We start from the raw sequence: 26639 nt of genomic DNA on the forward strand, positions 1-26639 counted from the left end.
CTGTCGGGTAATGGGCGCGGGTCGATAGGCTCGGGGGGTGCGTAGAGCCAAGATCGTCTGCACCCTCGGCCCCGCGGTGAACACCGCCGAGCGGATCCTCCAGCTGGCTGAGGCCGGCATGGACGTGGCCCGTCTGAACATGAGCCACGGTGACCAGACCGACCACCAGTCGAATCTCGAGTTCGTGCGCGCTGCCGCCGCACAGACCGGCAAGGCGATCGCCGTCCTGGCCGATCTCCAGGGACCCAAGATCCGCCTCGGGCGGTTCTCCGGCGGCCCCGTCACGCTCGCGCTCGGCGACCGCTTCACGATCACGATCGAGGACGTCGACGGCGACCAGGAGCGGTGCTCCACGACGTACAAGGGCCTGCCGGGCGACGTCTCCCCGGGCGACGAGATCCTCGTCGACGACGGCCGTGTCCGGCTGCGGGCCCTCGAGGTGAGCTCCACGGAGGTCGTCACGATCGCCGAGACCCCGGGCGTCCTGAGCAACAACAAGGGCCTCAACCTGCCCGGCGTCGCTGTCAGCGTCCCGGCCATGAGCCCCAAGGACATCGACGACCTCCGGTTCGCGCTGCGCGCCGGCGTCGACTTCATCGCGCTGTCGTTCGTGCGCTCCGCCCGTGACGCGGAGGACGTGCGCCGGATCATGACCGAGGAGGGCATCTACCGCCCGATCATCGCCAAGATCGAGAAGCCGCAGGCCGTCGAGGCTCTCGACGACATCGTCGACGCCTTCGACGGCTTCATGGTGGCCCGCGGCGACCTCGGCGTCGAGCTGCCGCTCGAGGACGTGCCGATCGTGCAGAAGCTCATCGTCGAGAAGGCCCGCCGCAACGCCAAGCCGGTCATCGTCGCCACCCAGATGCTGGAGTCGATGATCTCGGCGCCGCGTCCCACACGGGCCGAGGCGTCCGACGTGGCCAACGCGGTGCTCGACGGCGCCGACGCCGTGATGCTCTCGGGCGAGACCAGCGTGGGCGAGTACCCGATCCACACCGTGCGCACCATGGCGCGCATCGTGGAGTCCACCGAGGACCACGGACTGCCGCGCATGGCCGCCTACACCTGGCAGGCCCGCACCCGCACCGGCATCGTCTGCAAGGCGGCGCAGCAGGTCGGCGAGGCGGTCGACGCCCGATACCTGGTCGCGTTCACCACGACCGGAGGCTCGGCGCGTCGCATGGCCCGCTACCGCTCCCACATCCCCGTGCTCGCGTTCACGCCGCACGACTACGTGCGCAACCAGCTCGCCCTCACGTGGGGCGTCGAGACGCTGCTCGTGAAGGAGGTCGTGCACACCGACGAGATGGTGATGCAGGTCGACAAGGCGCTGCTCGAGGCGGCCCGCTGCTCCGAGGGCGAGGAGGTCGTCGTCGTGGCCGGGGCTCCTCCGGGCATCCCGGGCTCCACCAACGCCCTGCGCATCCACCGCATCGGTGACGCGATCAACCGCGTCGTCCCGGCCTACCAGGACATCGAGGCCTGACCGAACCCGCGTGCCGACAGCGGGACTCGAACCCGCACGCCCTTTCGGACAATGGTTTTTGAGACCATCGCGTCTACCATTCCGCCATGTCGGCCTGCCACGAGGCCCGATAACCTTCTCATGTGAACGACCCCCACGAGCCCGCGACCCCGGCCATCCGCGTGGTCATCGCCGAGGACGAGGCGCTGATCCGTCTCGACCTCGCCGAGATGCTCGAGGAGGAGGGGTACGACGTCGTCGCGCAGGCCTCCGACGGCGAGCAGGCGGTCGCGCTGGTGATCGAGCACCGTCCGGACATCGTGCTGATGGACATCAAGATGCCGCGCCTGGACGGCATCGAGGCGGCCTCCCGCATCACCGAGCAGCGTCTGGCGCCGGTCGTGCTGCTGACGGCGTTCAGCCAGCGTGACCTCGTCGATCGCGCCCGTGAGGCCGGCGCGATGGCCTACCTGGTCAAGCCCTTCCAGAAGTCCGACCTGGCCCCCGCCATCGAGATGGCGCGGAGCCGGTTCGGGGAGATCACGGCGCTCGAGGCCGAGGCCCGCGACCTCGGCGAACGGCTCGAGACCCGCAAGCTCGTCGAGCGCGCCAAGGCCGTGCTCCAGGAGTCGTTCGGCATCAGCGAGGGGGAGTCCTTCCGCTGGATCCAGAAGTCGGCGATGGACCTGCGGCTCTCGATGCGCGAGGTCGCCGAGCAGGTCATCGACAAGGGGCCGGGGACGCCGGGCTGAGGCGCCTGCCTGCTCCAGTTCCGGCGCAGAGGTTACAACTTGGCTACGACGGGTGGCGGTCTGGCGACTGTCACACAAATGACACGCCAACGGGCTAAGTTCCTCGTAATCCGCATGGTCCGGGTCACACCCGGGCGTGCGTCCACTGAGTAACCCGGAGGATTAATGACGCGCAGGACGAAGACGTTCCGTCTCGCAGCCGTGGCCGCGACGAGTGCCCTGGTGCTCGCCGCTTGTGGTGGCGGCGACGACGACGGTGGAAGTGACGACAGCTCGACCCCGTCCAGGAGTGATGGTGTGCTGACCGTCGGGATGCTGCTGCCCCAGACCGGCAGCCTCGCGTTCCTCGGCCCGCCGGAGTTCGCCGGTGTCGACCTGGCCATCCAGGAGATCAACGAGGCCGGTGGCGTGCTGGGTGAGGACGTCGTCGGCATCAAGGCCGACTCGGGCGACACCGACTCGGGCATCGCCGCGGCCGAGACCGACAAGCTGCTCGACGCGGACTCCGACGTCATCGTCGGTGCCGCCTCCTCGGGCGTCTCCATGACGGTGGTGGACAAGATCATGTCGGCCGGCTCGGTCATGTTCTCGCCCGCCAACACGTCGACCGACTTCGACAACGGCGACTTCGCCGATCCGGACCTGTACTTCCGCACGGCGCCGTCGGACATCCTGCAGGGCGCCGTGATGGCGAACCTCCTGATCGAGGACGGCAAGCAGAACGTCGCGATCCTGGCCCGCCAGGACGCCTACGGCGAGACGCTGGCCGAGGAGATCAGCAAGGGTCTGGAGGCCGCCGGCAGCACCGTGGCCGCCACGGTCTTCTACGGTGAGAACGCGCAGTCCTACGACTCGCAGGTCGCCGAGATCGCCGAGTCCAAGCCCGACGCCGTGGTCCTGGTCGCGTTCGAGGAGACCACGACGATCGTGCCGCAGCTGGTCTCGGCCAACGTGGGTCCGCAGACGGTCAGCACGTACTTCGTCGACGGCAACACCGCCGACTACAGCGCCGACCTGCCGGCGGGCACGCTCGCGGGCACCAAGGGCACGATCCCGGGCGCCGAGGCGGCCGGGGACTTCCGTGAGCGCCTGCTCACGATCGACCCGAGCCTGACGGACTTCGCCTACGCCGGTGAGTCCTACGACGCGACGATCGTCTCGGCACTGGCGGCCATCACGGCCGACAGCGACGCCGGTGACAAGATCGCCGAGGAGATCCCGGGTGTGACCGAGGGTGGCACCACGTGCACGAGCTTCGCCGAGTGCGCCGATCTGCTGGCCGACGGTGAGGACATCGACTACGACGGTGTCTCCGGTCCGATCGAGCTGGGCGAGACGGGCAGCCCGACGGCCGCCTCGATCGGTATCTACCAGTACGGTCCCGACAACACCTACGCGGCGGTCAACTACATCAGCGGCACGATCTGATCGCCTCGCTGATGAGGTAGACCACCTCGCGCGACGCCCCCGGGACCTCGGTCCCGGGGGCGTCGTCGTGCGGGAGCCCCCCCGGGTCCTGCGGCACGGTGACGGCCCGCACATCGCGAAGGGCCCCGGACGGTGTGTCCGGGGCCCTTCGGTGATGCTGGGGGTCGTGCTGGGTCAGCCGGCCTTCTTCTGGCCGAGGGTGCCCAGGTACAGCTCGATGACCTTGGGATCGTCGGCGAGGGCCTTGCCCGTGCCGGAGTACGCGGTGCGACCGTGGTCGAGCACGTAGCCGCGGTCGCAGATCTGCAGGCAGCGCTTGGCGTTCTGCTCGACCATGATGACCGAGACGCCCGCCTTGTTGATGTTGCGCGTCTGCACGAAGACCTCGTCCTGCAGGACGGGCGAGAGCCCGGCCGACGGCTCGTCGAGGAGCAGCACCTGCGGGTCCATCATGAGCGCACGGCCCATCGCGACCATCTGGCGCTCTCCGCCCGACAGCGAGCCGGCCCGCTGCTTGCGGCGTTCGCCCAGGCGCGGGAACAGGTCGGTGACGAACGCGAACCGCTCAGGGAACTGCTTGGGCTGCTGGTAGCAGCCCATCTCGAGGTTCTCCTCGATCGTCAGGCTCGGGAACACGTTGTTCGACTGCGGGACGAAACCGATGCCGGCCGTCACGAGCGTGTCCGCCCGTTGGTTGGTGATGTCCTGGCCCTTGAGGGACACGCTTCCCTCGTGGATCTTGACCAGTCCGAAGAGGGACTTCAGCAGCGTCGACTTGCCGGCGCCGTTGGGGCCGATGATGCCGACGAGCTCGCCCGGCTGGCAGTACAGGTCAGCGCTGTTGAGGATGTTGACCCCCGGCAGGTAGCCGGCGATCAGTCCGTCGGCGCGCAGCACGGCGCCTTCGGCGCCGGCTGCGTGCTTCTTGCTCTCCTCGTCGAAGCCGGCGGTCCGCTCGGCATCGCGCCCAGGATCGTGCGCCGTGGCGTCAGTCATGGGTGGCCTCCTCGTCCAGCTCCTGCGCGGCTTCGGCGTCGAGGGAGCTCTCGTCCATCTCGGTGATGTCGCTGTCGTGGTGCGACCCCAGGTAGGCGTCGATCACGGCCTGGTCGGCCATGACCTGGTCCGGCGTCCCCTCGGCGACGATCTTGCCCTGCGCCATGACGATGACCCAGTCGGAGATGTCGCGGACCATGTCCATGTCGTGCTCGACGAACAGGACCGTGCGGCCCTCGTCGCGCAGCGACTTCACGTGGCCCAGGAGGGACTGCTTCAGGGCCGGGTTCACGCCGGCCATCGGCTCGTCGAGCATGATCAGCTCCGGGTCGACCATGAGCGACCGCGCCATCTCGAGGAGCTTGCGCTGACCGCCCGAGAGCGATCCGGCGAAGTCCTCGCGCTTGGCGTCGAGCTTGAAGCGCGCGAGCAGCTCGTCGGCGCGCTTGGTGTTGGCTTCCTCCTGGGAGGACCAGAACGCGCGGAACGGGGCCGACCAGAACTTCTCCCCGCGCTGGCCCGTGGCGCCCAGACGCATGTTCTCGATCACGGTGAGCTTCGAGAGCACCTTGGTGAGCTGGAACGTGCGAACCATGCCGCGACGCGCGACCTTGTAGGCGGGCACCTTCTGCAGCGAGGTGCCGTTGAACGACCACTCGCCGGTGTCGGGGACGTCGAACCCGGTGAGCAGGTTGAACAGCGTGGTCTTGCCGGCGCCGTTCGGTCCGATCAGGGCGGTGATGACGCCCCGCTGGATCTCCACGTGCTCGACGTCGACCGCCGTCAGGCCGCCGAACTTCCGGGTGATGTTCGAGCCCTTCACGATCGCATCGGGCTTGGCCACGCCGGGGGTGGCGGCGACGCCGGTGAGGGAGTGGTTGTCAGCGGGCATCGATGGCCAGCTCCTTCCGGTCGCCGAAGATTCCTTGTGGGCGGTAGATCATCAGCAGCATGAGTCCGAGGCCGACGAGGATGAGTCGCACCAGGCTGGCCTGGGTGTCGGTCATGATGTCGCTCGGGATGAGCGGGTCGGACCCGCGCGTGGCCTGGCTGAAGAACGAACCGATGCCGGTCATCAGGAACCAGAAGATCATCGCGCCGATGACGGGACCGAGCACCCGAGCCGCTCCGCCGATCAGCAGGGCGGTGTAGGCGTAGAACGTCACGTTGGTCGAGAAGTCCGAGCCCTTGATGTTGTTCTGGGACAGGGCCAGCACGATGCCGCCCATGCCGCCGAACACGCCACCGAGCACGAGGGCTTGCATCTTGTAGGCGAAGACGTTCTTGCCGAGCGAGCGCACGGCGTCCTCGTCCTCGCGGATCGACCGCAGGACGCGGCCCCAGGGGCTGCGCATCAGCAGCCAGACGAGCAGGCAGGCCAGGATCACGAGCGTCCAGCCGACCGTGAGGGTCCAGAGGTCGCTGCGACGGTAGGAGATGATGCCGATGTCGATGCCGCGGTCGTACGGGTTGAGACCGTTGAAGGTCGAGGCGAACCCGCTGAGGCCGTTGGAGCCTCCGAAGACGTCCTTGGTCTCGACCGCGCCGACGATCAGGCGCAGGATCTCCGCCGTGGCGATCGTGGCGATCGCGAGGTAGTCGGCGCGCAGACGCAGCGTGGGCACACCCAGGATGATCGCCAGCACGACGGCGGCGATCAGCGCGACCAGGATGCCGACGATGAACGGCAGGTCGTACGTGACGACGCAGACCGCGAGCCCGAAGCCGCCCACGGCCATGAATCCGGCCTGGCCGAAGTTCAGGAGGCCCGTGTAGCCGAAGTGGACGTTGAGGCCGATCGCGGCCAACGCGTAGACGATCGCGGTCGGGCCGAGGGCCGAGGCGAGCGCGCTGCTGAAGATGGTTCCGAAGTCCATGACGTTCCTTTCAGCCGATGCGCTCGGGTCGACCGAGGATGCCCTGCGGCCGGACCAGCAGGATGAGGATGAGGACGACGAGCGCACCGACCTCCTTGATCGAGGACGGGATGCCGAAGAGCGGTCCGACCTCGTAGAGGATGCCGATGATCATCGAGCCGAGCAGTGCACCCCAGATCGTGCCCAGGCCACCGAGGGTGACCGCGGCGAACACGAGCAGGAGCAGCTTGAAGCCCATCTGGAAGTTGACCTGGCTGTTGATCGCCAGGAGTGCTCCCGACAGGCCGGTGAGCGCCGTGCCGAGGATCCAGACCGACCGGATCACGCCGTCGACGCGGAGTCCGGACGAGGCCGACAGGGCCGGGTTGTCGGAGACCGCGCGCATCGCCTTGCCCAGGCGGGTCTTCATGAGGCCGATGCACGTGACCGTGAGGACCAGGACGGCCACGATGATGATGGCCGCTTCCTTGTCGGCGAGGGAGAAGATGCCGTAGTCCTGACGCTTCTGCGTCACGTACTGCGACAGCGAGCGGCGCGAGCCACCGAAGCCGAACTGGAAGATGAAGCGGAGGAAGATGCCGAAGCCGATCGACACGATCATCATCGCGATGATGCCGATGCCCTTGTTCCGCAGGGGTTTCCACAGGAACTTGTCCTGCAGCCAGCCGAACGCCGCGGACACGACCACCGCCGCGACGACCGCGAGGATGACCGGGAGCCCGAAGGCGCGGTTCATCACGTACGTGGCGATGGCGCCGAAGGTGATGAGCTCGCCGTGCGAGAAGTTCGTGAGCTTCGTCGTGCCGAAGATCAGCGACAGACCCAGGGCGGCCAGCCCGATGATCAGGCCGAACTTGATGCCGCCGACGAGGGCCGTCATGAACTTTTCGGCGAACGGCACCTGCTCCACCGCGGCGACGCCGATCTGGAACTGCACGAAGTTGCCGCCCTCGAGCAGGGCGTTGACGGTGCGGGTCGTCGAACCGTCGAAGGCCACGTCGTCGGGCAACGTGCTCTCGTCGAGCTCGACGGTGTACTCGCCGCGCTCGGGGATGGAGATGAACGCGCGTCCGTCGTCGTTGGTCACCCCCTCGCCGATCTCGTCGCCGTCGGCGGAGGTCACGCTGAGCGTGACGCCGGGGACGGGAGTGGGGGGCTCGGTCGAGCTGTCGACCAGCGTCACGCCGACGTACGCGCCCGGAGGGGGCGTGTCGACGGGTGCCGGGGTCGAGGCTGACGGGGTGGCGGGTGTCGGGCTCGGCTCCTCCGTGGCGCTCGCCGCAGTGGCGGGCAGGAGGAGCACCATGAGAGCGAGCACCGCCGTGACGAGCACGTGGGTCGTCCGTCGCACGCGGGTCTCCTGGGGGCTTGAAGGGCTCGAGTGGGGCTCGAGTTGTTGGAGCGTACCCCGACACGGGTGCGCCGGTGCGGGACTCGGGAAGGTCGCAGGTAACGATTCGATGACGCCTGCCGAGGCGTCGCGTCGGAGGCCCGCCACGGGTCGCCGGGCGCGACCGGACGACGAGTCCGCGTAGTCTGACGCCCATGCGACCGCGCTTCCCCCTCACGGTCCGCGAGGCGACCCTCGACGACGCCGAGGTGCTCGCCGCGCTGTGGCAGCACGCGGTCGACGAGGGTGGCGAGGCCAGTGCCGCGCACGCCACCCTGTGGCACCGTCCCGACCGGGCCGAGGCCACCGAGGCCCTGGCGTTCCAGCTCGAGCAGCCGCACCGCCACGTGTGGGTCGCGCTCCATGACGACGTCGTGGTCGGTGCGGTGGCGGCCTCCGTCACGACAGTCACCCCGATCACGACGACCAAGGTGCTCATCGTCACCGACCTCGTGGTCGATCCGTCCCGCCGCCGCCACGGCATCGCGTGGCAGATGCTGCTCACGGTCGCCGAGCACGGCGAGGAGCAGGAGTGCGAGATCTATCTCGCGATCATCCCGGGCGTGGCCCGGGAACCGGCCCGCTACCTGGCCAAGGTCGGGTTCAGCCCGGTCGCGTCCGTCCGCGCCATCACGAGCCAGGCACTGCGGGCCCGGGTGGCCTCGCGGGCCACCGCGTCGCCGACGGGACGCATGCTCGCCGTCCGCCGGTCCATGCGCCGCCGCGAGGCCCGCTCCGACTGACGTGTGCCGCGTCGGACGTCCGTGCCGAGCCGTAAGGTGACCGGTGTGGACCGACTGCTGCTGATCGACGGCCACTCGGTGGCCTACCGTGCCTTCTTCGCCTTGCCCGTCGAGAACTTCGCGACGACGACCGGCCAGCACACCAATGCGGTGTTCGGGTTCACGTCGATGCTGATCAACGTGCTGCGCGACGAGAAGCCCACGCACGTCGCCGTGGCCTTCGACGTGTCGCGGCAGACGTTCCGCACCGCCGAGTACGGCGAGTACAAGGCCAACCGTGCCAAGTCGCCCGACGAGTTCAAGAACCAGGTGCCCCTCATCAAGGAGGTGCTCGACGCCCTCGGCATCCGCACCTTCGAGAAGGACGGCTTCGAGGCCGACGACATCATCGGCACGCTGAGCCTGCAGGCCGAGGGTGCGGGCATGGACGTCCTGATCTGCACGGGTGACCGCGACGCGCTGCAGCTCGTCACCGAGCGCACCACGGTGCTCTACCCCAAGCGAGGCGTGTCCGACCTCGCGCGCATGACGCCGGAGGCCGTCGAGGAGAAGTACGGCGTCCCGCCGGTGCAGTACCCCGACATCGCCGCGATGGTCGGTGAGCAGAGCGACAACCTGCCCGGCGTCCCCGGCGTGGGTCCCAAGACTGCCGCCAAGTGGCTCAACTCGTACGGGTCCCTCGGCGAGATCATCGACCAGGTCGCCGACATCCCGGGCAAGGCGGGCCAGTCGCTGCGCGACCACCTCGACGACGTGCTGCGCAATCGTCGCATCAACGCCCTCGTGCGCGACCTCGATCTCGGCGCGGAGCCGGCGGAGCTCGCGTTCAGCACCGAGTGGGACCGCGAGGCCATCCACCGGGTCTTCGACGCCCTCGAGTTCGCGGCCCTGCGCGAGCGCTTGTTCTCCTACCTGGGTGGGGGAGCCACGACCGAGGAGACGGCGGCCAGTGCAGCGGTCGACATCGAGCTCGCGGTCCCCGCGGCCGGTGAGGTCGCCGGTTGGCTCGACGCCCACACGAGCGAGCCGGTCGGTGTCGAGGTCGTCGGCGTCACCAGCACGGTCGGAGCCCGGGTCGACGCGCTGTCGATCGCGACCGCCGACGGTCACGCGCTCTGGCTCGACACCGCCGAGCTCGACCCGGCCGACGAGGCGGCGGTCGCCGCCTGGCTGGCCGACGCCGACCGATCCAAGGTCCTGCACGACGCCAAGGGCCAGCTGCACGCGATGGGCGCGCAGGGCTGGTCGGTCGAGGGGGTCGTCGCCGACACCGCCATCGCCACCTATTTGCTGCGTCCCGATCAGCGGGCCTACGACCTCGCCGACCTCACGATGCGCTACCTCAAGCGGGAGCTCGTCGACGCCGACTCATCGGGCCAGCTCTCGTTCGACGACGAGACCGACCAGACCGCGGTCCAGCGCGCCCGCGCCACGCTCGACCTGTGGGCCGTGCTCGAGCCCGAGCTCGAGGCGGCCGAGTCCCTGACGCTGCTGCACGACCTCGAGCTGCCCCTGCTCGGTGTCCTGCGGGCCATGGAGGACCACGGCATCGCGATCGACTCCGCTCACCTGGACGCGCTGCACGCCGAGTTCACCACGCGCATGACCGAGGCGGCCGACCAGGCGTTCGAGGCGATCGGTCGGGAGGTCAACCTCGGCTCGCCCAAGCAGCTCCAGGAGGTGCTGTTCGATCAGCTCGGTCTGCCCAAGACCAAGAAGACCAAGACGGGCTACACCACCGACGCCGATGCCCTGCAGTCGTTGTACGTCAAGTCCGAGCACCCTTTCCTGGCCCACCTGCTGGCCCACCGCGACGTCACCCGGTTGCGCCAGACGGTCGAGGGCCTGCAGAAGACGGTCCAGGCCGACGGCCGGATCCACACGACCTTCGCGCAGACCATCGCCGCCACCGGTCGTCTCAGCTCCTTCGACCCGAACCTGCAGAACATCCCGATCCGGACCGAGTCGGGGCGTCGCATCCGGGAGGCCTTCACGGTCGGTGCGGGCTTCGAGACGCTGCTCACCGCCGACTACAGCCAGATCGAGATGCGCATCATGGCCCACCTGTCGGAGGACGCGGGGCTCATCGAGTCCTTCAAGTCGGGGCACGACTTCCACACCGTGATGGCCGCGAAGGTGTTCGACCGCCCGCCGGAGGAGATCGACGGCGGTCTCCGAGCGCGGATCAAGGCGATGAACTACGGCCTCGCGTACGGCTTGTCGTCGTTCGGCCTCGGGCAGCAGCTGGGCATCAAGCCCGGCGAGGCCCAGGTGCTCATGGACGACTACTTCGCCACGTTCGGTGGGGTCCGCGACTACCTGTTCGGCGTCGTCGACGAGGCACGGCAGACGGGGTACACCGCCACGATGCTGGGCCGTCGCCGCTACCTGCCGGACCTGCAGAGCGACAACCGTCAGCGCCGGGAGATCGCCGAGCGCATGGCACTGAATGCCCCCATCCAGGGCTCCGCGGCCGATCTCATCAAGGTCGCGATGCTGGGAGTGCAGCGGGAGCTGCGCACCCAAGGGCTCTCGACCCGCATGCTGCTTCAGGTGCACGACGAGCTCGTGCTCGAGGTCGCGCCAGGCGAGCGCGACGCGGTCGAGAAGCTCGTGCGCGAGCAGATGGCCGCCGCCGCCGACCTCTCGGTTCCGCTCGACGTGTCCGTCGGGGTGGGCCTCACCTGGCACGCTGCCGGTCACTGAGGCACTGGGCGACCGGTACTGGCTCTACGCGCGGAGTGGGTAGTCGGCTGGCTGGGCTTCGCGTGTTTGTCGTGCGGCGTGGCGGATGCGGCGTAGGTGTTGGCGGGTGGTGCGGCGTTGGGTGAGGTCGACCGGTCGGCCGTCGCGGGTGGCGAGGTCGAACTTGCCTTGTCCGAGGGCTTCGATGACGAGGAGCCCGCGGTGGACGAGCGTGTGACAGCTGGTGCAGATGCCGATGAGTCCGTCGAGGTCGGTGCGGCCGCCGTTGGACCACCAGGTGGTGTGGTGGATCTCGAGGTGGGTGTGGGTGCAGCCGGGTGCGGCGCAGACGCCGTGCTGGCGGGCGATGACGGCTTTGCGCTGGGCGGGGGTGGCCAACCGGATGGTGTCGCCGACGTTGAGGATCTGCGCCTGCTCGACATCGTCGTCGGACGTGAGGATGGGGGTGGTGTCGCCGGTGCAGGCGAGGTAGGACAGCAGCTGGGGGCCGATGGGTCCGAAGCCGGCCAGCTCGGCCGGCTTACCGACCGGCTTCGCCTGTCCGGGTTCGGCGGTCATGGCCTCGTGGAGGGTCTCGACTCCGACGATGACCGACAGCTGCGGGCGGATGCCCTTGCTCGTCGGCAAGCCTGATTCGAGCACCGACGACAACAGCCGGTCGAACCCGGCGACCCGGCGTTCGGCACTGCTGCGGTCATCATTCGCCTGCGTCGGGATCGACAACGACTCCAGCACCGCCTTGAGCTTGGCTCCGGTCTCGGTCTTCAGGAAACCGCTGAGGTGCCAACCCTCGGGAACTGGTGAGAGCTGGATGTCTTCCTTCGCCATGCCCTTGATCCACGCCTTGTCGAGCTCTTCCGGGTAGACGGCGTCGCGCAGGGCCCGGATCACGCGGCGCAGCTGCACGGGCTCGTGAGTGGTGGCGACGGCCAGCAGCCAGGGTTCGGCATCAGAAACGACTTTCTGGCCGATGTGCTTGAGGCCGAACGTGAAGAGCTTGACGTGATCGAGCCGAACAGCCCCCTCGGCAGCGGCGTCACCCACGGCGGGGAGCTCGCGCATGGTGTGGTCGGCGTCGATCAGGCTGCGGGTCTGGCGGGCGTCGAGGCGCAGGTGCTGGCGCGCCCAGGTAGTGACGGTGGAAGCGCCGTCGAGCTCGTACTCGGCCGACTTCTCGAGCTCGGCCAGGTGGTGGGCCTTCGCGGCGTCGAGGGCGTCTTGGGCGGTCTGGATCGCGAGCAGGGCGGACCGGTGGTCGCTCGAGGTGACGGCGTGCGCAGCTGACCGCAGCGCCTGCACCGTGGGACCCGAGACCATGTCTTGAGTGTACTCGAACAGGTGTTCGAAAGCAAGGGTTTGACCCGGAGAAGTTGCTGGAATCGCAGCAGATTCCGACAGGACTGTCTGTCACATTCACGCCGGCTCCGGCCCGCTGCTTTTGGTCCGCGGCCGCTTGTCCCTCACGACGGCACGCCGACACCTGACCGGCCTTTCGAGGCTCCTCGCCAGGGCTCGTCGCACCTCAAGGAGCGGCGTGGGCGGGATCGCCCGCCGCCGCCCTCACCCACACGACCAGCGGGTGGGGGCGGCTCGACGTCACCCGACCGGACCCTTCGAGGCTCACGCCCCAGAGGGCGATCGCACCTCAGGGAACGGGAGCGCGGTCGCGGGTCGAGGTGCGCGGTCGAGCCCGGCGAGGGCCTAGAGGACCGCGCCGGAGCCGTCGGGTCCGCCGGCGCCGTACGGGTTGGCGGAGGCGGCCGACGCCTTGCCGTCCTCGATGTGCGCGTACGGGTCGGTGACCTTCTTCTGCTTGCCACCCGGCTCGTCCGGCCAGCGCTCCTCGAGCACGACCGCGAGGGCTGACGCCGTGAAGACCGTCGACAGGATGCCGATCGACAGGCCCAGCAGCAGGGCCAGCGCGAAGTCGGTCAGCGAGTCGCCGCCGAGGATCGCGAGGGCGGCGAGGATGAACATCGCGCCCAGGCCCGTGTTGATCGTCCGTGGCAGCGTCTGAACGATCGCCGCGTTGACGACCTCGCGCAGGGGCCGGGAACGATTCGCCGCCCGATGTTCTCGGATGCGGTCGAACACGACGATGGTGTCGTTGACCGCCAGACCGATGATCGAGAGCACGGCTGCCAGGAAGACGCCGTCGATGGACTTGCCCCACCAGGCGAAGATGCCCACGACCGCGAGCACGACCGAGGCCATGGAGATCTGGGCCGCGATCGCGAACGTCCATCGGAATCGCCAGGCGAGGTAGATCATCTGCACCGCGATCGCGATCGCGAAGGCGATGAGGGCCTTGTTGCGCAGCTCGGTGCCGAGGCTCGCGGTGACCTGCTCGTCACGCTCGACCGTGGCCCCCGCGCCGAGGTCGTCGATGGCCCCGGTGATCCGGCCGACCTCGGCGTCGGAGACCTTCTCGACCCGGACCGTGACGTTCTCGCTGATGCCGTCGCTGGACGACTCCTGCACGACCGCGCGCGGGAAGCCGGCGTCCGAGACCGCTTCGCGGGCCTCGTCGATGTCGACCGGCTGCGTCGTGGAGTACTCCAGCAGGCGGCCACCCGTGAACTCGACACCGAGGTCGAGGCCGCGCACGACGATGCCACCGATCGACACGACGGCGACCGCAGCCGTGATGAGGAGCCAGGTGCCGCTGCGCTTGATGAGCTGCGGGGGACGCTCGTCGAGGCGGCGACGCAGGCGGCTGGTCGTCGCCACGCCGGAGAGCGCGGGTCGCTTCTGGACGGCCTTGCGGTTGGAGGCCCACTCGGCCAGCACGCGGGCGATCACGAGCGCCGAGATCATGGAGGCGACGGTGCCGATCGCCAGGGTGACGCCGAAGCCCTTGACCGGACCGCTGGCGAGGAAGAACAACAGGGCCGCGGCGATCAGCGTCGTGACGTTGGAGTCGATGATCGCCGACCAGGCCTTGCGGAAGCCGGTGGAGATCGATGACGGGAGGCTGCGGTCGGACGCGTCGCGCTCGGCGTACTCCTCGCGCGCTCGCTCGAAGGTCAGGACGTTCGCGTCGATCGCGAGTCCGATCGCCAGCACGAATCCGGCGAGGCCGGGCAGCGTGAGGGTCGCGCCGATGCCGACCAGGAGGCCGTAGGAGATCGCGGCGTACGAGGCGAGAGCGATGGTGGCCAGCAGGCCCATGAGGCGATAGACGAACACGATGAACAGGCCCGTGAGGAGGATGCCGATGATCGCGGCCTCGATCGAGGCGTCGATCGCCGCCTCGCCCAGCGTGGCCCCGACCGTGCGCTGCTCGATCAGCTCCACGGGCACCGGGAGCGCGCCGCCCTTGATCAGCGCCGCCAGGTCCTTCGAGGTCTCGGCCGTGAAGGATCCGGTGATCGAGGTCTGGTTGCCCCCGCCGGAGGCGCACAGGTCGGCCTGCACGGTCGGGGAGGAGATGATGCGTTCGTCGAGGACGATCGCCACGCGTCCGACGCCGGGGCCGAGGAGGCAGGCCTCGGTCACGAGGGACTGCCAGCCGCTCTGGCCGTCGCCCGAGAAATCGACGGCCACGGTCCACCGATTGGCCTGGCTGTCGAGGATCGCGTTCGCGTCGGAGATGCCGTCGCCGTCCAGGGCGACGGGGCCGAGGTTGAGCGGCACGCCGTCCTCGTCGGGCAGGACCAGCTCGCCGTCGACCGGCGGCGCGGCCGGGTCGGCCTGGCCCTGGACCTGGTGGAACGTCAGCTGCGCCGTGCTGCCGATGATCTCGGCGGCCTCCTCGGGATCCTGCAGGTCCGGGAGCTCGACGATGATGCGGTTCTCGCCCGAGCGCGTGATGCTGGGCTCGGCCACGCCGAGCGCGTCGACGCGGCCGCGCAGCACCTCGAGCGCGCGGTCAGTGGCCTCGGCGTCGGCCTCGACGCGGTCGGAGTCCTGCGTCTCGAGCACGATCTGCGTGCCACCGCGAAGATCCAGTCCGAGCTTGGCGGACTGGGTGAAGGACAGGGCGAGGGCACCGGCGAGAACGGCCAGGGCCACGACTGCTCGCCAGAAGGGCGCGCGCTTGGTCATCGATCGGCTTTCGTCGGTCGGCAGGACGGTGGCCGACGGGAACGGCCGGTCGGTGGAGCATAACGCTCCCGCCGTAACCTCGATGACATGGCGACACAGCGACTCGGGCACAGCGGCATCGAGGTCTCGGCGGTGGGGATCGGCTGCAACGCCTTCGGCGCGAGGGTCGATGCCGAGGGCACCCGAGCCGTGGTCGATGCGGCCCTCGACGCCGGGGTCACGCTCTTCGACACGGCGGACGTCTATTCCTTGGGGGCCAGTGAGGAGCTGGTGGGTGCCGCTCTGCAAGGACGCCGGGACGAGGTCGTGCTCGCGACCAAGTTCGGCATGGACATGGAGGGCGTGAACGGTGACGACGGGGGTCGTCGCGGCACGCGCACGTACGTGCGGACCGCGGTGGAGGCGAGCCTGCGCCGGCTCGGGACCGACCACATCGACCTGTACCAGCTGCACACGCCGGACCGGCAGACCCCGCTCGAGGAGACGATGGGAGCCCTCGACGAGCTCGTGCAGGAGGGCCTGGTGCGCGCCGTCGGCTGCTCGAACTTCGCCGCGTGGGAGGTCGTCGACGCCCACTGGCGTGCCACGGTGCGCGGGAGTGCGACGTTCACGACCGCCCAGAACGAGTACTCCCTGTACAACCGAGCCGCCGAGGTGGAGCTCGCCCCGGCGTGCGACGCGCTCGACATCGGGCTCCTGCCCTACTTCCCGCTCGCCTACGGCCTGCTGACCGGCAAGTACCGACGGGGCGAGGGGGCGCCGGAAGGCACCCGCCTCGCTGGGGAGCGTCAGGCGCACCGGCTCGAGAACGCCGACTGGGACACCATCCAGGCCCTGCAGGACTTCGCCGACGCGCACGGCATCGATCTGCTGACGCTGGCGATCGGTGGCCTGTCGGCCCAGCCGGCCGTGTCGTCGGTCATCGCCGGGGTGTCACGCCCGGAGCAGGTCGCCGCCAACGTCGCGGCTGCCGCGTGGGTGCCGGACGAGGCCCAGCTCGCGGAGCTCGCCGAGATCGGCCGCCCGGCCCGGACGCACACGACCTTCGCCACCTGAGACCACGCGGCCTGAGCGCGGGCGCACGCGGGTCTACCATCACCGCGTGGGCATCCTCCGAGTCGCCAAGCGTGCCGTCGTCGGGCGCAAGCTGCGCAGCACCCAGCTCGGCGAGACGCTCCTTCCGAAGCGCATCGCGCTCCCGGTCTTCGCGAGCGATGCGCTCTCGTCGGTCGCCTACGCGCCGGACGAGATCTTCCTGGTCCTGTCATTGGGCGGCCTGTCGGCCTACTCGTTCAACTGGAAGATCGGGCTCTGCGTCGTCGCGGTGATGCTGGTGGTCGTCGCGAGCTATCGGCAGAACGTCCGTGCGTACCCCAGCGGCGGTGGTGACTACGAGGTCGCGACCGTCAACCTGGGCCCGCAAGCGGGCCTCACGGTGGCCAGTGCCCTGCTCGTCGACTACGTGCTGACCGTGGCGGTGTCCATCTCCTCCGGCGTGCAGAACGCGACGTCGGCGCTGCCATGGTTGAGCGGCCACGAGGTCGTGGCCGCCACCGGTCTGGTGCTCCTGCTCATGGCGATCAACCTGCGCGGGGCGAAGGAGTCGGGCACGGCGTTCGCCATCCCGACCTACTTGTTCATGGTCTCGATCCTGGGCATGGCGGCCTGGGGGTACGTCCGGTACGCGACCGGTGACCTCCCGCTCGCCGAGAGCGCCGACTACGAGATCGTCGGAGAGGCGCCGTACGAGTCCTTCACGGGCCTGGCCATGGTGTTCCTGCTCGCCCGGGCCTTCTCCTCGGGCTGTGCGGCGCTGACGGGCGTCGAGGCGATCAGCAACGGTGTCCCCGCGTTTCGACGGCCCAAGAGCCGCAACGCCGCCACGACCCTCCTCCTGCTCGGCACGATCGCCGTCACGATGCTGATGAGCATCATCGTGCTCGCCGACCTGATGCGACTGCGCTACGTCGAGGACCCCGAGCAGCAGCTCATGATCGACGGCCGACCCGTGGGACCGGACTTCGAGCAGCACACCGTCATCGCGCAGCTCGCCGACGCGCTCTACGGTGCGACGCCGCTGTTCTACTTCACGATCGCCTGCACGGGCCTGATCCTGGTGCTGGCGGCCAACACGGCGTTCAACGGCTTCCCCGTGCTCGGCTCGATCCTCGCCCGGGACGGGTGGCTCCCTCGTCAGCTCGACCACCGGGGTGACCGCCTCGCGTACAGCAACGGGATCGTGGTGCTCGCGCTCGCGGCCGTCGCCCTGATCGTGGCGTTCGACGCCGAGGTCACCCAGCTCATCCAGCTCTACATCGTGGGCGTCTTCGTCTCGTTCACGCTGAGCCAGCTCGGCATGATCCGGCACTGGAACCGGCTGCTGTCGGACGAGTCCGACCCGGCGGCACGCTCCCAGATGATGCGGTCGCGGGTCGTCAACGCCGTGGGACTCGCAATGACCGGCACGGTGCTCGTCATCGTGCTGATCACGAAGTTCCTGGCCGGTGCGTGGATCGCGATCGCGACGATGGTGGTCCTGTTCGTGATCATGCGGAGCATCCGGCGCCACTACCGCGACGTCTCGAGCGAGCTGGAGATCGACGACACCGACGTGACCCTCCCGTCCCGGGTGCACGGCATCGTGCTGGTCTCGAAGCTGCACAAGCCGACCATGCGGGCGCTCGCGTACGCGAAGGTCTCGCGACCGAGCTCGCTCGAGGCCGTCACGGTGTCGTACGACGCCGACGGCACGGCGGCGCTCCAGGACGAGTGGGAGCGGCGGGGCCTCGACGTGCCGCTCGTCGTGCTGGACTCCCCGTACCGCGAGCTCGTGCGTCCCGTGGTCCGGTACGTCAAGGAGCGGCGGCGTTCCTCGCCGCGGGACGTCGTGACCGTCTACATCCCGGAGTACGTCGTGGGCCGCTGGTGGGAGCAGCTCCTGCACAACCAGACCGCTCTGCGGCTCAAGGGCCGTCTGCTCTTCCTGCCCGGAGTCATGGTCACGAGCGTGCCGTTCCAGCTCAGCTCGGCCGGGCTGGCCTCGCCGCAGGGGGCGCGGCCGCTCGCCGGCGACGTGCGTCGCGGCATCGAGGTCACGCCGAAGGACGGTGACGGTCGTGAGTGAGGCGGAGACCGACTCCTCGACCGCGGAGCGCCCGATGACCGAGGAGCTGCCGGTCGTGGAGGTCGGGCCCGTCGCCCACGGGGGCCACTGCGTGGCGCGGCTCGACGGTCAGGTCGTGTTCGTGCGCCATGCGTTGCCCGGCGAGCGGGTCCGGCTGCACGTCACCGATCGTTCGTCGAGCTTCCTGCGCGCCGACGCGATCGAGGTGCTCGAGCCCTCGCCGGACCGGGTGACACCACCGTGCCCGTGGGCGACGACCTGTGGTGGCTGCGACTTCCAGCACGTGCGCCCTGAGGCCCAGCGTCGCCTCCTCGGCGACGTGGTCCGCGAGCAGCTGCAGCGCTTGGCGGGCCTGACCTGGGACGGTGAGGTCGAGGAGGTCGAGCCGGATCTCGGCTGGCGCACCAGGATGCAGTACACCCGGGCCCCCGACGGCCGTCTCGGCCTGCGCGCCCACCGGTCCCACGACGTCGTCGCGATCGACCGCTGCCGCATCGCGCACCCGGACCTGCCGCCGGTCGCCGAGGTGGCGCCCGGTGCCGAGCGCGTCGAGGCCGTGCTCTCCTCGACCGGCGAGCGCGCCATCGTCGCCGACGGCCGGCGGGTCAGCGGTCCGCGGCGGATCACCGAGCAGGTCCACCACCGGCGCTTCGGCGTCGCGGCCGGCGGCTTCTGGCAGGTGCACCCAAGGGCGGCCGAGACCCTCGTGGACGCCGTGCTGGCCGCGGCCGAGCTCCGGCCCGGCGACCGGGTGGCCGACCTGTACGCGGGCGTCGGGCTCTTCTCGGCGTTCGCCGCCGAGCAGGTCGGCCCGACCGGTCACGTCGTGAGCGTCGAGTGGGACCGCGCAGCCTCGGCCGAGGCGGCCCGCAATCTCGCGGACCTGCCCCAGGCGGAGGTCCGTCAGGGCGCCACCGAACGCGTCACACGATCGTTGGGCTCGGCCGACGTGGTGGTGCTGGACCCGCCCCGCGCCGGCGCCAAGAAGGCCGTCCGCGACATCGCCGGTCTCGGCGCCCGACGCGTCGTATACGTGTCGTGTGATCCGGCGTCGCTCGCGCGCGACCTGGCCCGGTTCGCCGATCTGGGGTACCGGGTCGGCGACCTGCGTGCGTTCGCGCTGTTCCCGATGACCCATCACGTGGAGTGCGTCGTGGTGCTGGATGCTGTCCCGGGAACACCGCAGGGGTCTGGCGCGTCATAGACCGGAGTCCGTCGAGGGAGGGGAGCCGTTCATGAGGTACGCCGATGCCACGAGGTGCCCGGACTGTCGCGCCGTCCTCGACGGTGCGGTGCGCTGCGCCGTGTGCGGGTTCGACGTCGAGTCACCCGAGGTCCCGGCGATCTGGAGCCACCTGCAGCAGATCGACGAGCTGGTCGCCACCGCGCGGGCCAGGGCCGTCGTCCCGACTCCCACGCCGGCCGCCCCGACCTCGGTGCCGCCGCCGCCGGCGCCGGCGGTGGCCCCTCCGCCGATCCTGGGCTTCGGATCGGGTCCGGTCGCGCCTCCCGGCCCGGGCGTCTCGGCCGGCTCGGTCGTCCTCGGCCTCGGCGCCGCCCTGCTGGTGCTGGCGGCCGTCATCTTCGTCTCCTTCGCCTGGAGCGTCGTCGGGGTCGGGGGGCGCGCCGCGATCCTCGCGCTGCTCACGGCCGTCGTGGGAGCGGCCGGTGGGTGGGCCCTGCACCGCGGGCTGCGGGGCTCCGCGGAGGCGCTCTGGCTCGTGTTCGCCGGGTTCGTGTCGGTGGACTGGTTCGCCGCGTGCGGGCTGGGGCTGCTCGGCCTGGACGGACTCACCGGCTGGCAGGTCGCCGCGCCCTGGTGGGTGCTCCTGTCGGTCACGAGCGCGCTGGTCGGCGCCGCCTCCCGACGTCTGGCGGACCACCCGGTCGTCACGCTCGAGGTCGCCGCGGGGCTCGCCCTGCTGCCGGTCGTCGCCACGATCGGTGAGGCGCTCGACGGCATCGGGGTGCGTCCGTTCTGGCTACTGCTGGTCCTGACGGTCCTCGCGAGTGCCGTCGCGGTCCTGGCGCTGCTCCTGCATCAGCACGTGTGGTCGGTCGTGGCCGGGATCACGGCTGCTGCGACGGGTGCCGCGATGTTCGTCGCGGCCGTCGTCGAGGCCGCCGCCGGTCGTGAGCCGGGGCAGTACGTCGGTGACGCCCACGGGCTCCCGCTGCTCCTCCTGACGGTGGTCGTCGCGGCGTCGGCGGCCTGGCGTCCGGCGCGTGAGGCGTCGGTCGCCGCCACCACGCTCCTGCTCGCGCTGCTCGTCGCTCTGCCGCTGACGGATCTCCTCGACGGCCAGGCCTGGTTCGTCTGGCTGACGCTCCTCACCGTGGTCGCAGTGGCGCTGCGCCTGGTTCCGTGGGTCGCCGGCGGCCCCGTGGGCACGGGCCTGCTGATCGGAGGCGGCGTACTGGCCGTCATCGTGGTCCTCGGCTGGACCACCGGCCTGGCCCCGATCCTCGCGACGCTCGGCGAGTCGGTGAAGGGGCCCCGGGACCTCCCGTTCCTTCGGGCGACCCGCGACCTGACGAGCGACGGTCGACTCGAGCCGTGGGCCGCGTACGTCGGGGGAGCGGGGATCGTGGCCGGGTCGGTGATCGTGGCCCGCTGGTCCGACGAGATGGCCCGCCGTGCCTCCCGACAGGTCGTCGTGGTCGCTGGGATCGTCGCGGCCTCGACCGTGCTGGCCGTCCTCGCCGAGACCGGCGCACCCGTGATCGTCCTGGGTCTCGCGGTGGGTCTCGTCGGCGTTCTCCTCGTGAGCGTCGCACGGTGGTGCGGCGCGGCCTGGGAGATCGTGGGCGTCGTCGTCGTGGCCCTGGCCCCCGTCCTGACCGTCACGACCTGGGACGGTCTCGTGGCGGCCGCGGCCGCCAGCCTCCTGGTCCTGCTCGCCCTGGCCGGGATCCGGCGCGGGGCCGAGGTCACGGCCTCGGTCGCGACCTTCGCCGCAGCGCTGTGGATCATGCTGCTGGCGCTGCTGGCGGTCACCCACCCTGACGTCGAGCTCGCGTTCCGGCCGGCGGTGAGCATCGTGCTGGTCGTGGCGCTGCTGCTCGCGGTCGTGGGAACGGCGTTCCAGCAGCCGCCGGTCGCGTGGCGGCCGGGCCTGCCGTTCGAGGCCGTCGGTGCGGGCGCGGCTGCCATCACCCTGCTGGCCGGGGCGACCGTGAGCGATGCCGCCTGGATGGCCGCGTGGTGCACCGGGTCAGGCGTCACCGCGGTGGCCGTGGGCCAGCTCGTGCCGGGTCGGCGTTGGGCCCGCTGGGTCGGCGCGGGGCTTCTCGGCCTGGCCTGGATCCTGAGGCTCGTGGCCTCCGACGTCTCGACGGTCGAGGCGTACACCGTGCCGTTCGCCCTGGTCGCGCTCGGTATCGGTGCCCTGGCGCTGCGCCGCGACGAGTCGTTGCGGACCTTCGCAGCGCTCGGTGGGGGACTGGCCCTCGGCCTGGTGCCCAGCACGGTGGTCGTGCTCGCGGACCCCGTGTCGTGCCGGGCCCTGCTCGTGGGCCTGGTCGCGTTCGCGCTCGTCGGGGTGGGGCTCGCCCTGCGGTGGCAGGCCCCGTTCGTGCTCGGGGGCGCCGCTCTGCTCCTGATCTCGATCGTCGAGATCGCGCCCTACGGATGGGGACTGCCGCGGTGGGTGCTGATCGGAGGCGCGGGCCTGCTGCTGCTGATCGGTGGCATCACGTGGGAGAACCGGGTCCGCGACGGTCGAGCCGTGGCGCGATTCGTCCGCTCAATGCGATGACAGCACCCCGCTCGGGGGCCATGATGGGCAGATGACCGAGCGCCAGCGGGGCACCAGTGGCACGAGCCCGGTCGGCGGTGGGGTCGAGGGCGAGGACGCCGGGCTCGACGAGCCCCAGGAGCCGCTGACCCTGCGCCAGCGCCGACGTGACGCGCTCCTGCACGACGCGCTCGTGTTCTGCTCGGCCTTCTCCGCCGGTGCCGTGCTCTACGCCGTCGCGGCGGTGGTGCTCCAGGACGACGAGACCTTCTGGTCGGTGGGTCTGTCGGACGGCCTGATCCTGAGCGGCCTGATCGCCGCGGAGCTCTTCTTCCTCTGGAACAACGGGGTGCGCCAGGGCATCCGTGGCCACAGCATCGGCAAGCACCGCACCGGCCTGCAGGTCGTCGACGTCCGCACGGGCCGTCCTGCGGGATGGGCCCGCGGGCTGTGGCGCGGCGTGGTGGCGGTCGGGCTGCTGGACCTCGCGCTCGCGGTCCTGCCGATCGGTCTCCCGACGGTCCTGCGTCGCCTGACGCCCGAGGCCTGGCACGTGGGCGCGTTCGCCTACCTGGCCGTCCTCGTGATCGTGGTGCCGCTGCTCCTGCCCACCGATCGTGGCCTGGCCGATCGCCTCGCGGGCACGCGGGTCGTCGACTCCGACGACGTGACCACGGCCCACCACCGGCACGCGCTCGCGGCGATCGACGCCATCGGCGTGCTCGGCGTGCTGGTCGTCTTCGGCCTCTACCTGAGCTTCCTGTGGCCCCTGGTGGGTCGTGTGCCCAGCCTGTGGTGACCGTCCGGGTCGCCCGATGTCTTGACGTCATGTATCTTGATGTCAAGACACTATTGACCAGGCATCCTGCGCCCCGGGGTCCCGCTGTGGTTAGGCAGACCTGAGCGAGCGGTCGCACCGCTCGGCGCGGCAGGATGGAAACAAATCGGCCCCAAGGAGATGCGTCACATGTCCGTCGACAGCTTCAACGCGAAGGAATCACTGCAGGTCGGTGACTCCTCGTTCGACTACTACCGCCTCGACGCGGTCTCGGGTGACGGCGTCGACGTCGCATCCCTCCCGTTCAGCCTCAAGATCCTCCTCGAGGCGCTGCTGCGCACCGAGGACGGCGCTGACATCACCGCTGACGACATCCGCGCGATCGGCGCGTGGGACCCGACGTCGGAGCCCACGCAGGAGATCCAGTTCACGCCGGCCCGCGTGATCATGCAGGACTTCACCGGTGTCCCGTGCGTCGTCGACCTCGCCACGATGCGCGAGGCGATGGTCGAGCTCGGCGGCGACCCGTCCAAGATCAACCCCCTCGCTCCGGCCGAGATGGTCATCGACCACTCGGTCATCGCCGACGTCTTCGGCACGCCCGAGGCCTTCGAGCGCAACGTCGAGATCGAGTACGAGCGCAACGGCGAGCGCTACAAGTTCCTGCGCTGGGGCCAGGGCGCGTTCGACAACTTCAAGGTCGTCCCGCCGGGAACCGGCATCGTGCACCAGGTCAACATCGAGCACCTGGCCCGTGTCGTCTTCACGAAGGACGCCGAGGGCGGCCAGGTCGCCTACCCCGACTCCTGCGTCGGCACCGACTCGCACACCACGATGGTCAACGGCCTCGGTGTCGTCGGCTGGGGCGTCGGTGGCATCGAGGCGGAGGCCGCGATGCTCGGCCAGCCCATCAGCATGCTGATCCCGCGCGTCGTCGGCTTCAAGCTCTCCGGCGAGCTGCCCGAGGGCTCGACCGCCACCGATCTCGTCCTCACGATCACCGAGCAGCTGCGCAAGCACGGTGTCGTCGGCAAGTTCGTCGAGTTCTACGGCCCCGGTGTCGGCGCCGTGCCGCTGGCCAACCGCGCCACGATCGGCAACATGAGCCCGGAGTACGGCTCCACCATCGCGGTCTTCCCGATCGACGACGAGACCACGAAGTACATGCGGCTCACCGGCCGCAGCGAGGACCAGATCGCGCTCACCGAGGCTTACGCCAAGGCCCAGGGCCTGTGGCACGACGCCGACCACGAGCCGCGCTACAGCGAGTACCTGGAGCTCGACCTGTCGACGGTCGTCCCGTCGATCGCCGGCCCGAAGCGTCCGCAGGACCGCGTCGAGCTGACCGAGGCCAAGGGCTCGTTCCGCACGGCGCTGGCCGACTACGCCACCGACGACGAGCAGGGTGTCAACGGTTACGACGAGGCTCTCGACGAGTCCTTCCCGGCCTCCGACGCCCCGAGCAGCAGCGCCGACGGCACGAACGGCGACAAGCCCGACGCACCGGCGCCGTCCGGTGCAGGTCGCCCCAGCAACCCGCAGACCGTGACGCTCGAGGACGGCACGTCCTTCGAGGTCGATCACGGCGCCGTCACGATCGCGGCCATCACGTCCTGCACCAACACGTCGAACCCGTCGGTCATGATCGGCGCGGCGCTGCTGGCCAAGAAGGCCGTCGAGAAGGGCCTGTCCCGCAAGCCGTGGGTCAAGACCACGCTCGCGCCCGGCTCGAAGGTCGTCACCGACTACTACAACAAGTCGGGCCTGACGCCGTACCTCGACAAGCTCGGCTTCAACCTCGTGGGCTACGGCTGCACGACGTGCATCGGCAACTCCGGTCCGCTGATCCCCGAGGTCAGCCAGGCCGTCAACGACGGCGACCTCGCCGTCGTCTCGGTGCTGTCGGGCAACCGCAACTTCGAGGGCCGCATCAACCCCGACATCAAGATGAACTACCTGGCGTCGCCGCCGCTGGTCATCGCGTACGCGCTGGCGGGCACGATGGACACCGACCTGCAGACGGCTCCGCTCGGTCAGGACCAGGACGGCAACGACGTCTTCCTGCGTGACATCTGGCCGTCGCCGACCGAGGTCGAGGACGTCATCGCGTCGTCGATCTCCTCGGAGACCTTCAGCTCGGAGTACGCCGACGTCTTCGCGGGCGACGAGCGCTGGCAGAACCTGCCCACGCCGGAGGGTGACACCTTCGAGTGGGACGAGGACTCCACGTACGCCCGCAAGGCGCCGTACTTCGAGGGCATGGAGCTCGAGCCGTCGCCCGTCACCGACGTCAGCGGCGCACGGGTGCTGCTGAAGCTCGGCGACTCGGTCACGACTGACCACATCAGCCCGGCGGGCGCCATCAAGAAGGACAGCCCCGCCGGCAAGTACCTCATGGAGAAGGGCGTGGAGCCGCGCGACTTCAACTCGCTCGGCTCGCGCCGCGGCAACCACGAGGTCATGATCCGTGGCACGTTCGCCAACATCCGCCTGCGCAATCAGATCGCGCCGGGCACCGAGGGCGGCTTCACCCGCGACTTCAGCACCGACGGCGAGGTGACCACGGTCTTCGACGCCTCGGCGAACTACCAGGAGGCGGGCATCCCGCTCGTGGTGCTGGCCGGCAAGGAGTACGGCTCGGGCTCGTCGCGCGACTGGGCCGCCAAGGGCACCGCGCTGCTGGGCGTCAAGGTCGTCATCGCCGAGAGCTACGAGCGCATCCACCGCTCGAACCTCATCGGCATGGGCGTGCTGCCGCTGCAGTACCCCGAGGGCCAGGATGCCGAGAGCCTCGGCCTGACGGGTGAGGAGACCTTCGAGTTCACGGGCATCACCGGACTCAACGAGGGCCGCACCCCCAAGACCGTCAAGGTCACGGCGGGCGATGTCGAGTTCGACGCCGTCGTGCGCATCGACACCCCCGGCGAGGCGAACTACTACCGCAACGGCGGCATCATGCCGTACGTGCTGCGTTCGCTCCTCTGAGCTGAGCACCTGACGACGCGGCCCCCTCCGACACGGAGGGGGCCGCGTCGCGTCGAGGGAGGCAGGATGGGGCCATGACGATCCACGACGAGCACCCGTTCCTGCCGCCGGAGGGGGAGCGCTCGGTCGTGCGCCGGCTGCGCGGACGGTGGCCCGCGGGCGTCGCCGTCGTGACGACCGGCACCGGTAGGTCGCGCGTCGGGCTCACCGTGTCGTCGCTGGTCGTCGTCGACGGCGATCCCGGAGTCGTCCTGATGATGCTCGACCCGTTGTCGGATCTCGCGGAGGCGCTGTCGACCGGGGTGCCGTGCGTCGTGAACGTGCTGGGCCCGGGCCAGGGCGAGCTGGCCGAGGTGTTCGCCGGGCAGGCACCGGCTCCCGGTGGGCGGTTCACGGTCGGACGGTGGACCGACGGCACGCACGGGCCCGAGCTGGCCGGTGCGTCCGCCGTCGCGCGGGGTCACGTCAGCCAGGTCGCGGACCACGAGACGGGATGGTCGGTGCGCCACGAGGTCGAGCTCGCCTCCGTCGACCTGGCCGAGGTCGCTCCGTTGCGGCACGAGCGCGGCACCTACCGCTGACGCCTCCCAGCACCATGGGCCCGCCTC

The 26639-nt window shown here is 70.1% G+C and carries 18 protein-coding genes and 1 tRNA gene; 12 read left to right on the forward strand and 7 right to left on the reverse strand.

The window, feature by feature from the left end:
- The first annotated feature begins 37 nt into the window (after nucleotides 1-37).
- Nucleotides 38-1489: a pyruvate kinase gene (gene pyk / locus V6S66_RS07195; RefSeq protein ID WP_334206063.1), complete on the forward strand. Its 1452-nt coding sequence runs from the start codon at nucleotides 38-40 to the stop codon at nucleotides 1487-1489.
- A gap of 11 nt (nucleotides 1490-1500) precedes the next feature.
- On the opposite strand, the gene V6S66_RS07200 is transcribed toward pyk, so the two are convergent.
- Nucleotides 1501-1583: transfer RNA gene (locus V6S66_RS07200), tRNA-Leu, on the reverse strand.
- Nucleotides 1584-1611: 28 nt separating this feature from the next.
- On the opposite strand from V6S66_RS07200, the gene V6S66_RS07205 reads away from it, so the two are divergent.
- Together V6S66_RS07205 and V6S66_RS07210 are read left to right on the forward strand one after the other, a co-directional pair.
- The gene (locus V6S66_RS07205; RefSeq protein ID WP_334206064.1) at nucleotides 1612-2220 is read left to right on the forward strand and encodes an ANTAR domain-containing response regulator; all 609 of its coding nucleotides are present in this window, start codon (nucleotides 1612-1614) and stop codon (nucleotides 2218-2220) included.
- Nucleotides 2221-2385: 165 nt separating this feature from the next.
- Nucleotides 2386-3648, forward strand: coding sequence for an ABC transporter substrate-binding protein (locus V6S66_RS07210; RefSeq protein ID WP_334206065.1), 1263 nt, complete (start codon nucleotides 2386-2388; stop codon nucleotides 3646-3648).
- 174 nt (nucleotides 3649-3822) lie between these two features.
- Here the strand turns inward: V6S66_RS07210 and V6S66_RS07215 are convergent, their stop codons facing one another.
- Genes V6S66_RS07215 through V6S66_RS07230 form a run of 4 tightly spaced genes read right to left on the reverse strand, consistent with a single transcriptional unit; the run spans nucleotide 3823 to nucleotide 7872 of the window.
- Nucleotides 3823-4644, reverse strand: coding sequence for an ABC transporter ATP-binding protein (locus V6S66_RS07215; RefSeq protein ID WP_334206066.1), 822 nt, complete (start codon nucleotides 4642-4644; stop codon nucleotides 3823-3825).
- Nucleotides 4637-5536, reverse strand: coding sequence for an ABC transporter ATP-binding protein (locus V6S66_RS07220; RefSeq protein ID WP_334206067.1), 900 nt, complete (start codon nucleotides 5534-5536; stop codon nucleotides 4637-4639). The genes V6S66_RS07215 and V6S66_RS07220 overlap by 8 nt, the downstream gene beginning before the upstream one ends.
- Nucleotides 5526-6521 carry a branched-chain amino acid ABC transporter permease gene (locus V6S66_RS07225; RefSeq protein ID WP_334206068.1) on the reverse strand — a complete coding sequence of 332 codons (996 nt, stop codon included), beginning with the start codon at nucleotides 6519-6521 and terminating at the stop codon, nucleotides 5526-5528. Before V6S66_RS07225 ends, V6S66_RS07220 begins: the two co-directional genes overlap by 11 nt.
- A gap of 10 nt (nucleotides 6522-6531) precedes the next feature.
- Nucleotides 6532-7872 carry an ABC transporter permease subunit gene (locus tag V6S66_RS07230; RefSeq protein WP_334206069.1) on the reverse strand — a complete coding sequence of 447 codons (1341 nt, stop codon included), beginning with the start codon at nucleotides 7870-7872 and terminating at the stop codon, nucleotides 6532-6534.
- Between the two features lie 194 nt (nucleotides 7873-8066).
- On the opposite strand from V6S66_RS07230, the gene V6S66_RS07235 reads away from it, so the two are divergent.
- Together V6S66_RS07235 and polA are read left to right on the forward strand one after the other, a co-directional pair.
- Nucleotides 8067-8654 (forward strand): GNAT family N-acetyltransferase, encoded by a 588-nt coding sequence (locus tag V6S66_RS07235; RefSeq protein ID WP_334206070.1) that lies wholly within the window; start codon nucleotides 8067-8069, stop codon nucleotides 8652-8654.
- Between the two features lie 36 nt (nucleotides 8655-8690).
- Nucleotides 8691-11360, forward strand: a complete 2670-nt coding sequence (gene polA / locus V6S66_RS07240) for a DNA polymerase I (protein WP_442885918.1) — start codon at nucleotides 8691-8693, stop codon at nucleotides 11358-11360.
- Between the two features lie 24 nt (nucleotides 11361-11384).
- On the opposite strand, the gene V6S66_RS07245 is transcribed toward polA, so the two are convergent.
- Nucleotides 11385-12677: an HNH endonuclease gene (locus V6S66_RS07245; RefSeq protein WP_334206072.1), complete on the reverse strand. Its 1293-nt coding sequence runs from the start codon at nucleotides 12675-12677 to the stop codon at nucleotides 11385-11387.
- Nucleotides 12678-13061: 384 nt separating this feature from the next.
- Entirely contained in the window at nucleotides 13062-15407 is a 2346-nt protein-coding gene (secD, locus tag V6S66_RS07250) for a protein translocase subunit SecD (RefSeq protein ID WP_334206073.1), read from the reverse strand.
- Nucleotides 15408-15494: 87 nt separating this feature from the next.
- On the opposite strand from secD, the gene V6S66_RS07255 reads away from it, so the two are divergent.
- From V6S66_RS07255 to V6S66_RS07285, 7 genes are all read left to right on the forward strand, one after another.
- Nucleotides 15495-16463, forward strand: a complete 969-nt coding sequence (locus V6S66_RS07255) for an aldo/keto reductase (RefSeq protein WP_334206074.1) — start codon at nucleotides 15495-15497, stop codon at nucleotides 16461-16463.
- 46 nt (nucleotides 16464-16509) lie between these two features.
- Nucleotides 16510-18531: an APC family permease gene (locus tag V6S66_RS07260; RefSeq protein ID WP_334206075.1), complete on the forward strand. Its 2022-nt coding sequence runs from the start codon at nucleotides 16510-16512 to the stop codon at nucleotides 18529-18531.
- Between the two features lie 34 nt (nucleotides 18532-18565).
- Entirely contained in the window at nucleotides 18566-19735 is a 1170-nt protein-coding gene (locus V6S66_RS07265) for a class I SAM-dependent RNA methyltransferase (RefSeq protein WP_442885919.1), read from the forward strand.
- A 31-nt stretch (nucleotides 19736-19766) separates the two neighbouring features.
- The gene (locus V6S66_RS07270) at nucleotides 19767-22289 is read left to right on the forward strand and encodes an SCO7613 C-terminal domain-containing membrane protein (RefSeq protein WP_334206077.1); all 2523 of its coding nucleotides are present in this window, start codon (nucleotides 19767-19769) and stop codon (nucleotides 22287-22289) included.
- Between the two features lie 31 nt (nucleotides 22290-22320).
- Complete coding sequence (locus tag V6S66_RS07275) at nucleotides 22321-23067, forward strand: RDD family protein (RefSeq protein ID WP_334206078.1); 747 nt, start codon at nucleotides 22321-22323, stop codon at nucleotides 23065-23067.
- Nucleotides 23068-23235: 168 nt separating this feature from the next.
- Entirely contained in the window at nucleotides 23236-26031 is a 2796-nt protein-coding gene (gene acnA / locus V6S66_RS07280; RefSeq protein WP_334206079.1) for an aconitate hydratase AcnA, read from the forward strand.
- Between the two features lie 74 nt (nucleotides 26032-26105).
- A complete protein-coding gene (locus V6S66_RS07285; protein ID WP_334206080.1) occupies nucleotides 26106-26612 on the forward strand; it encodes a flavin reductase in 507 nt (168 codons plus the stop codon).
- Nucleotides 26613-26639: the final 27 nt, after the last annotated feature.

Source organism: Aeromicrobium sp. Sec7.5 (assembly GCF_036867135.1).
GTDB lineage: Bacteria > Actinomycetota > Actinomycetes > Propionibacteriales > Nocardioidaceae > Aeromicrobium.

Bases quoted from the DNA above. Each gene is read 5' to 3' on its own strand.
- V6S66_RS07210 (WP_334206065.1), top strand. From the start codon at position 2,386: ATGACGCGCAGGACGAAGACGTTCCGTCTCGCAGCCGTGGCCGCGACG.
- V6S66_RS07220 (WP_334206067.1), bottom strand. From the start codon at position 5,536: ATGCCCGCTGACAACCACTCCCTCACCGGCGTCGCCGCCACCCCCGGC.
- V6S66_RS07270 (WP_334206077.1), top strand. From the start codon at position 19,767: ATGAGGTACGCCGATGCCACGAGGTGCCCGGACTGTCGCGCCGTCCTC.
- acnA (WP_334206079.1), top strand. From the start codon at position 23,236: ATGTCCGTCGACAGCTTCAACGCGAAGGAATCACTGCAGGTCGGTGAC.
- V6S66_RS07255 (WP_334206074.1), top strand. From the start codon at position 15,495: ATGGCGACACAGCGACTCGGGCACAGCGGCATCGAGGTCTCGGCGGTG.
- V6S66_RS07225 (WP_334206068.1), bottom strand. From the start codon at position 6,521: ATGGACTTCGGAACCATCTTCAGCAGCGCGCTCGCCTCGGCCCTCGGC.
- secD (WP_334206073.1), bottom strand. From the start codon at position 15,407: ATGACCAAGCGCGCGCCCTTCTGGCGAGCAGTCGTGGCCCTGGCCGTT.
- V6S66_RS07235 (WP_334206070.1), top strand. From the start codon at position 8,067: ATGCGACCGCGCTTCCCCCTCACGGTCCGCGAGGCGACCCTCGACGAC.
- V6S66_RS07285 (WP_334206080.1), top strand. From the start codon at position 26,106: ATGACGATCCACGACGAGCACCCGTTCCTGCCGCCGGAGGGGGAGCGC.
- V6S66_RS07265 (WP_442885919.1), top strand. From the start codon at position 18,566: ATGACCGAGGAGCTGCCGGTCGTGGAGGTCGGGCCCGTCGCCCACGGG.
- V6S66_RS07275 (WP_334206078.1), top strand. From the start codon at position 22,321: ATGACCGAGCGCCAGCGGGGCACCAGTGGCACGAGCCCGGTCGGCGGT.
- V6S66_RS07215 (WP_334206066.1), bottom strand. From the start codon at position 4,644: ATGACTGACGCCACGGCGCACGATCCTGGGCGCGATGCCGAGCGGACC.
- V6S66_RS07245 (WP_334206072.1), bottom strand. From the start codon at position 12,677: ATGGTCTCGGGTCCCACGGTGCAGGCGCTGCGGTCAGCTGCGCACGCC.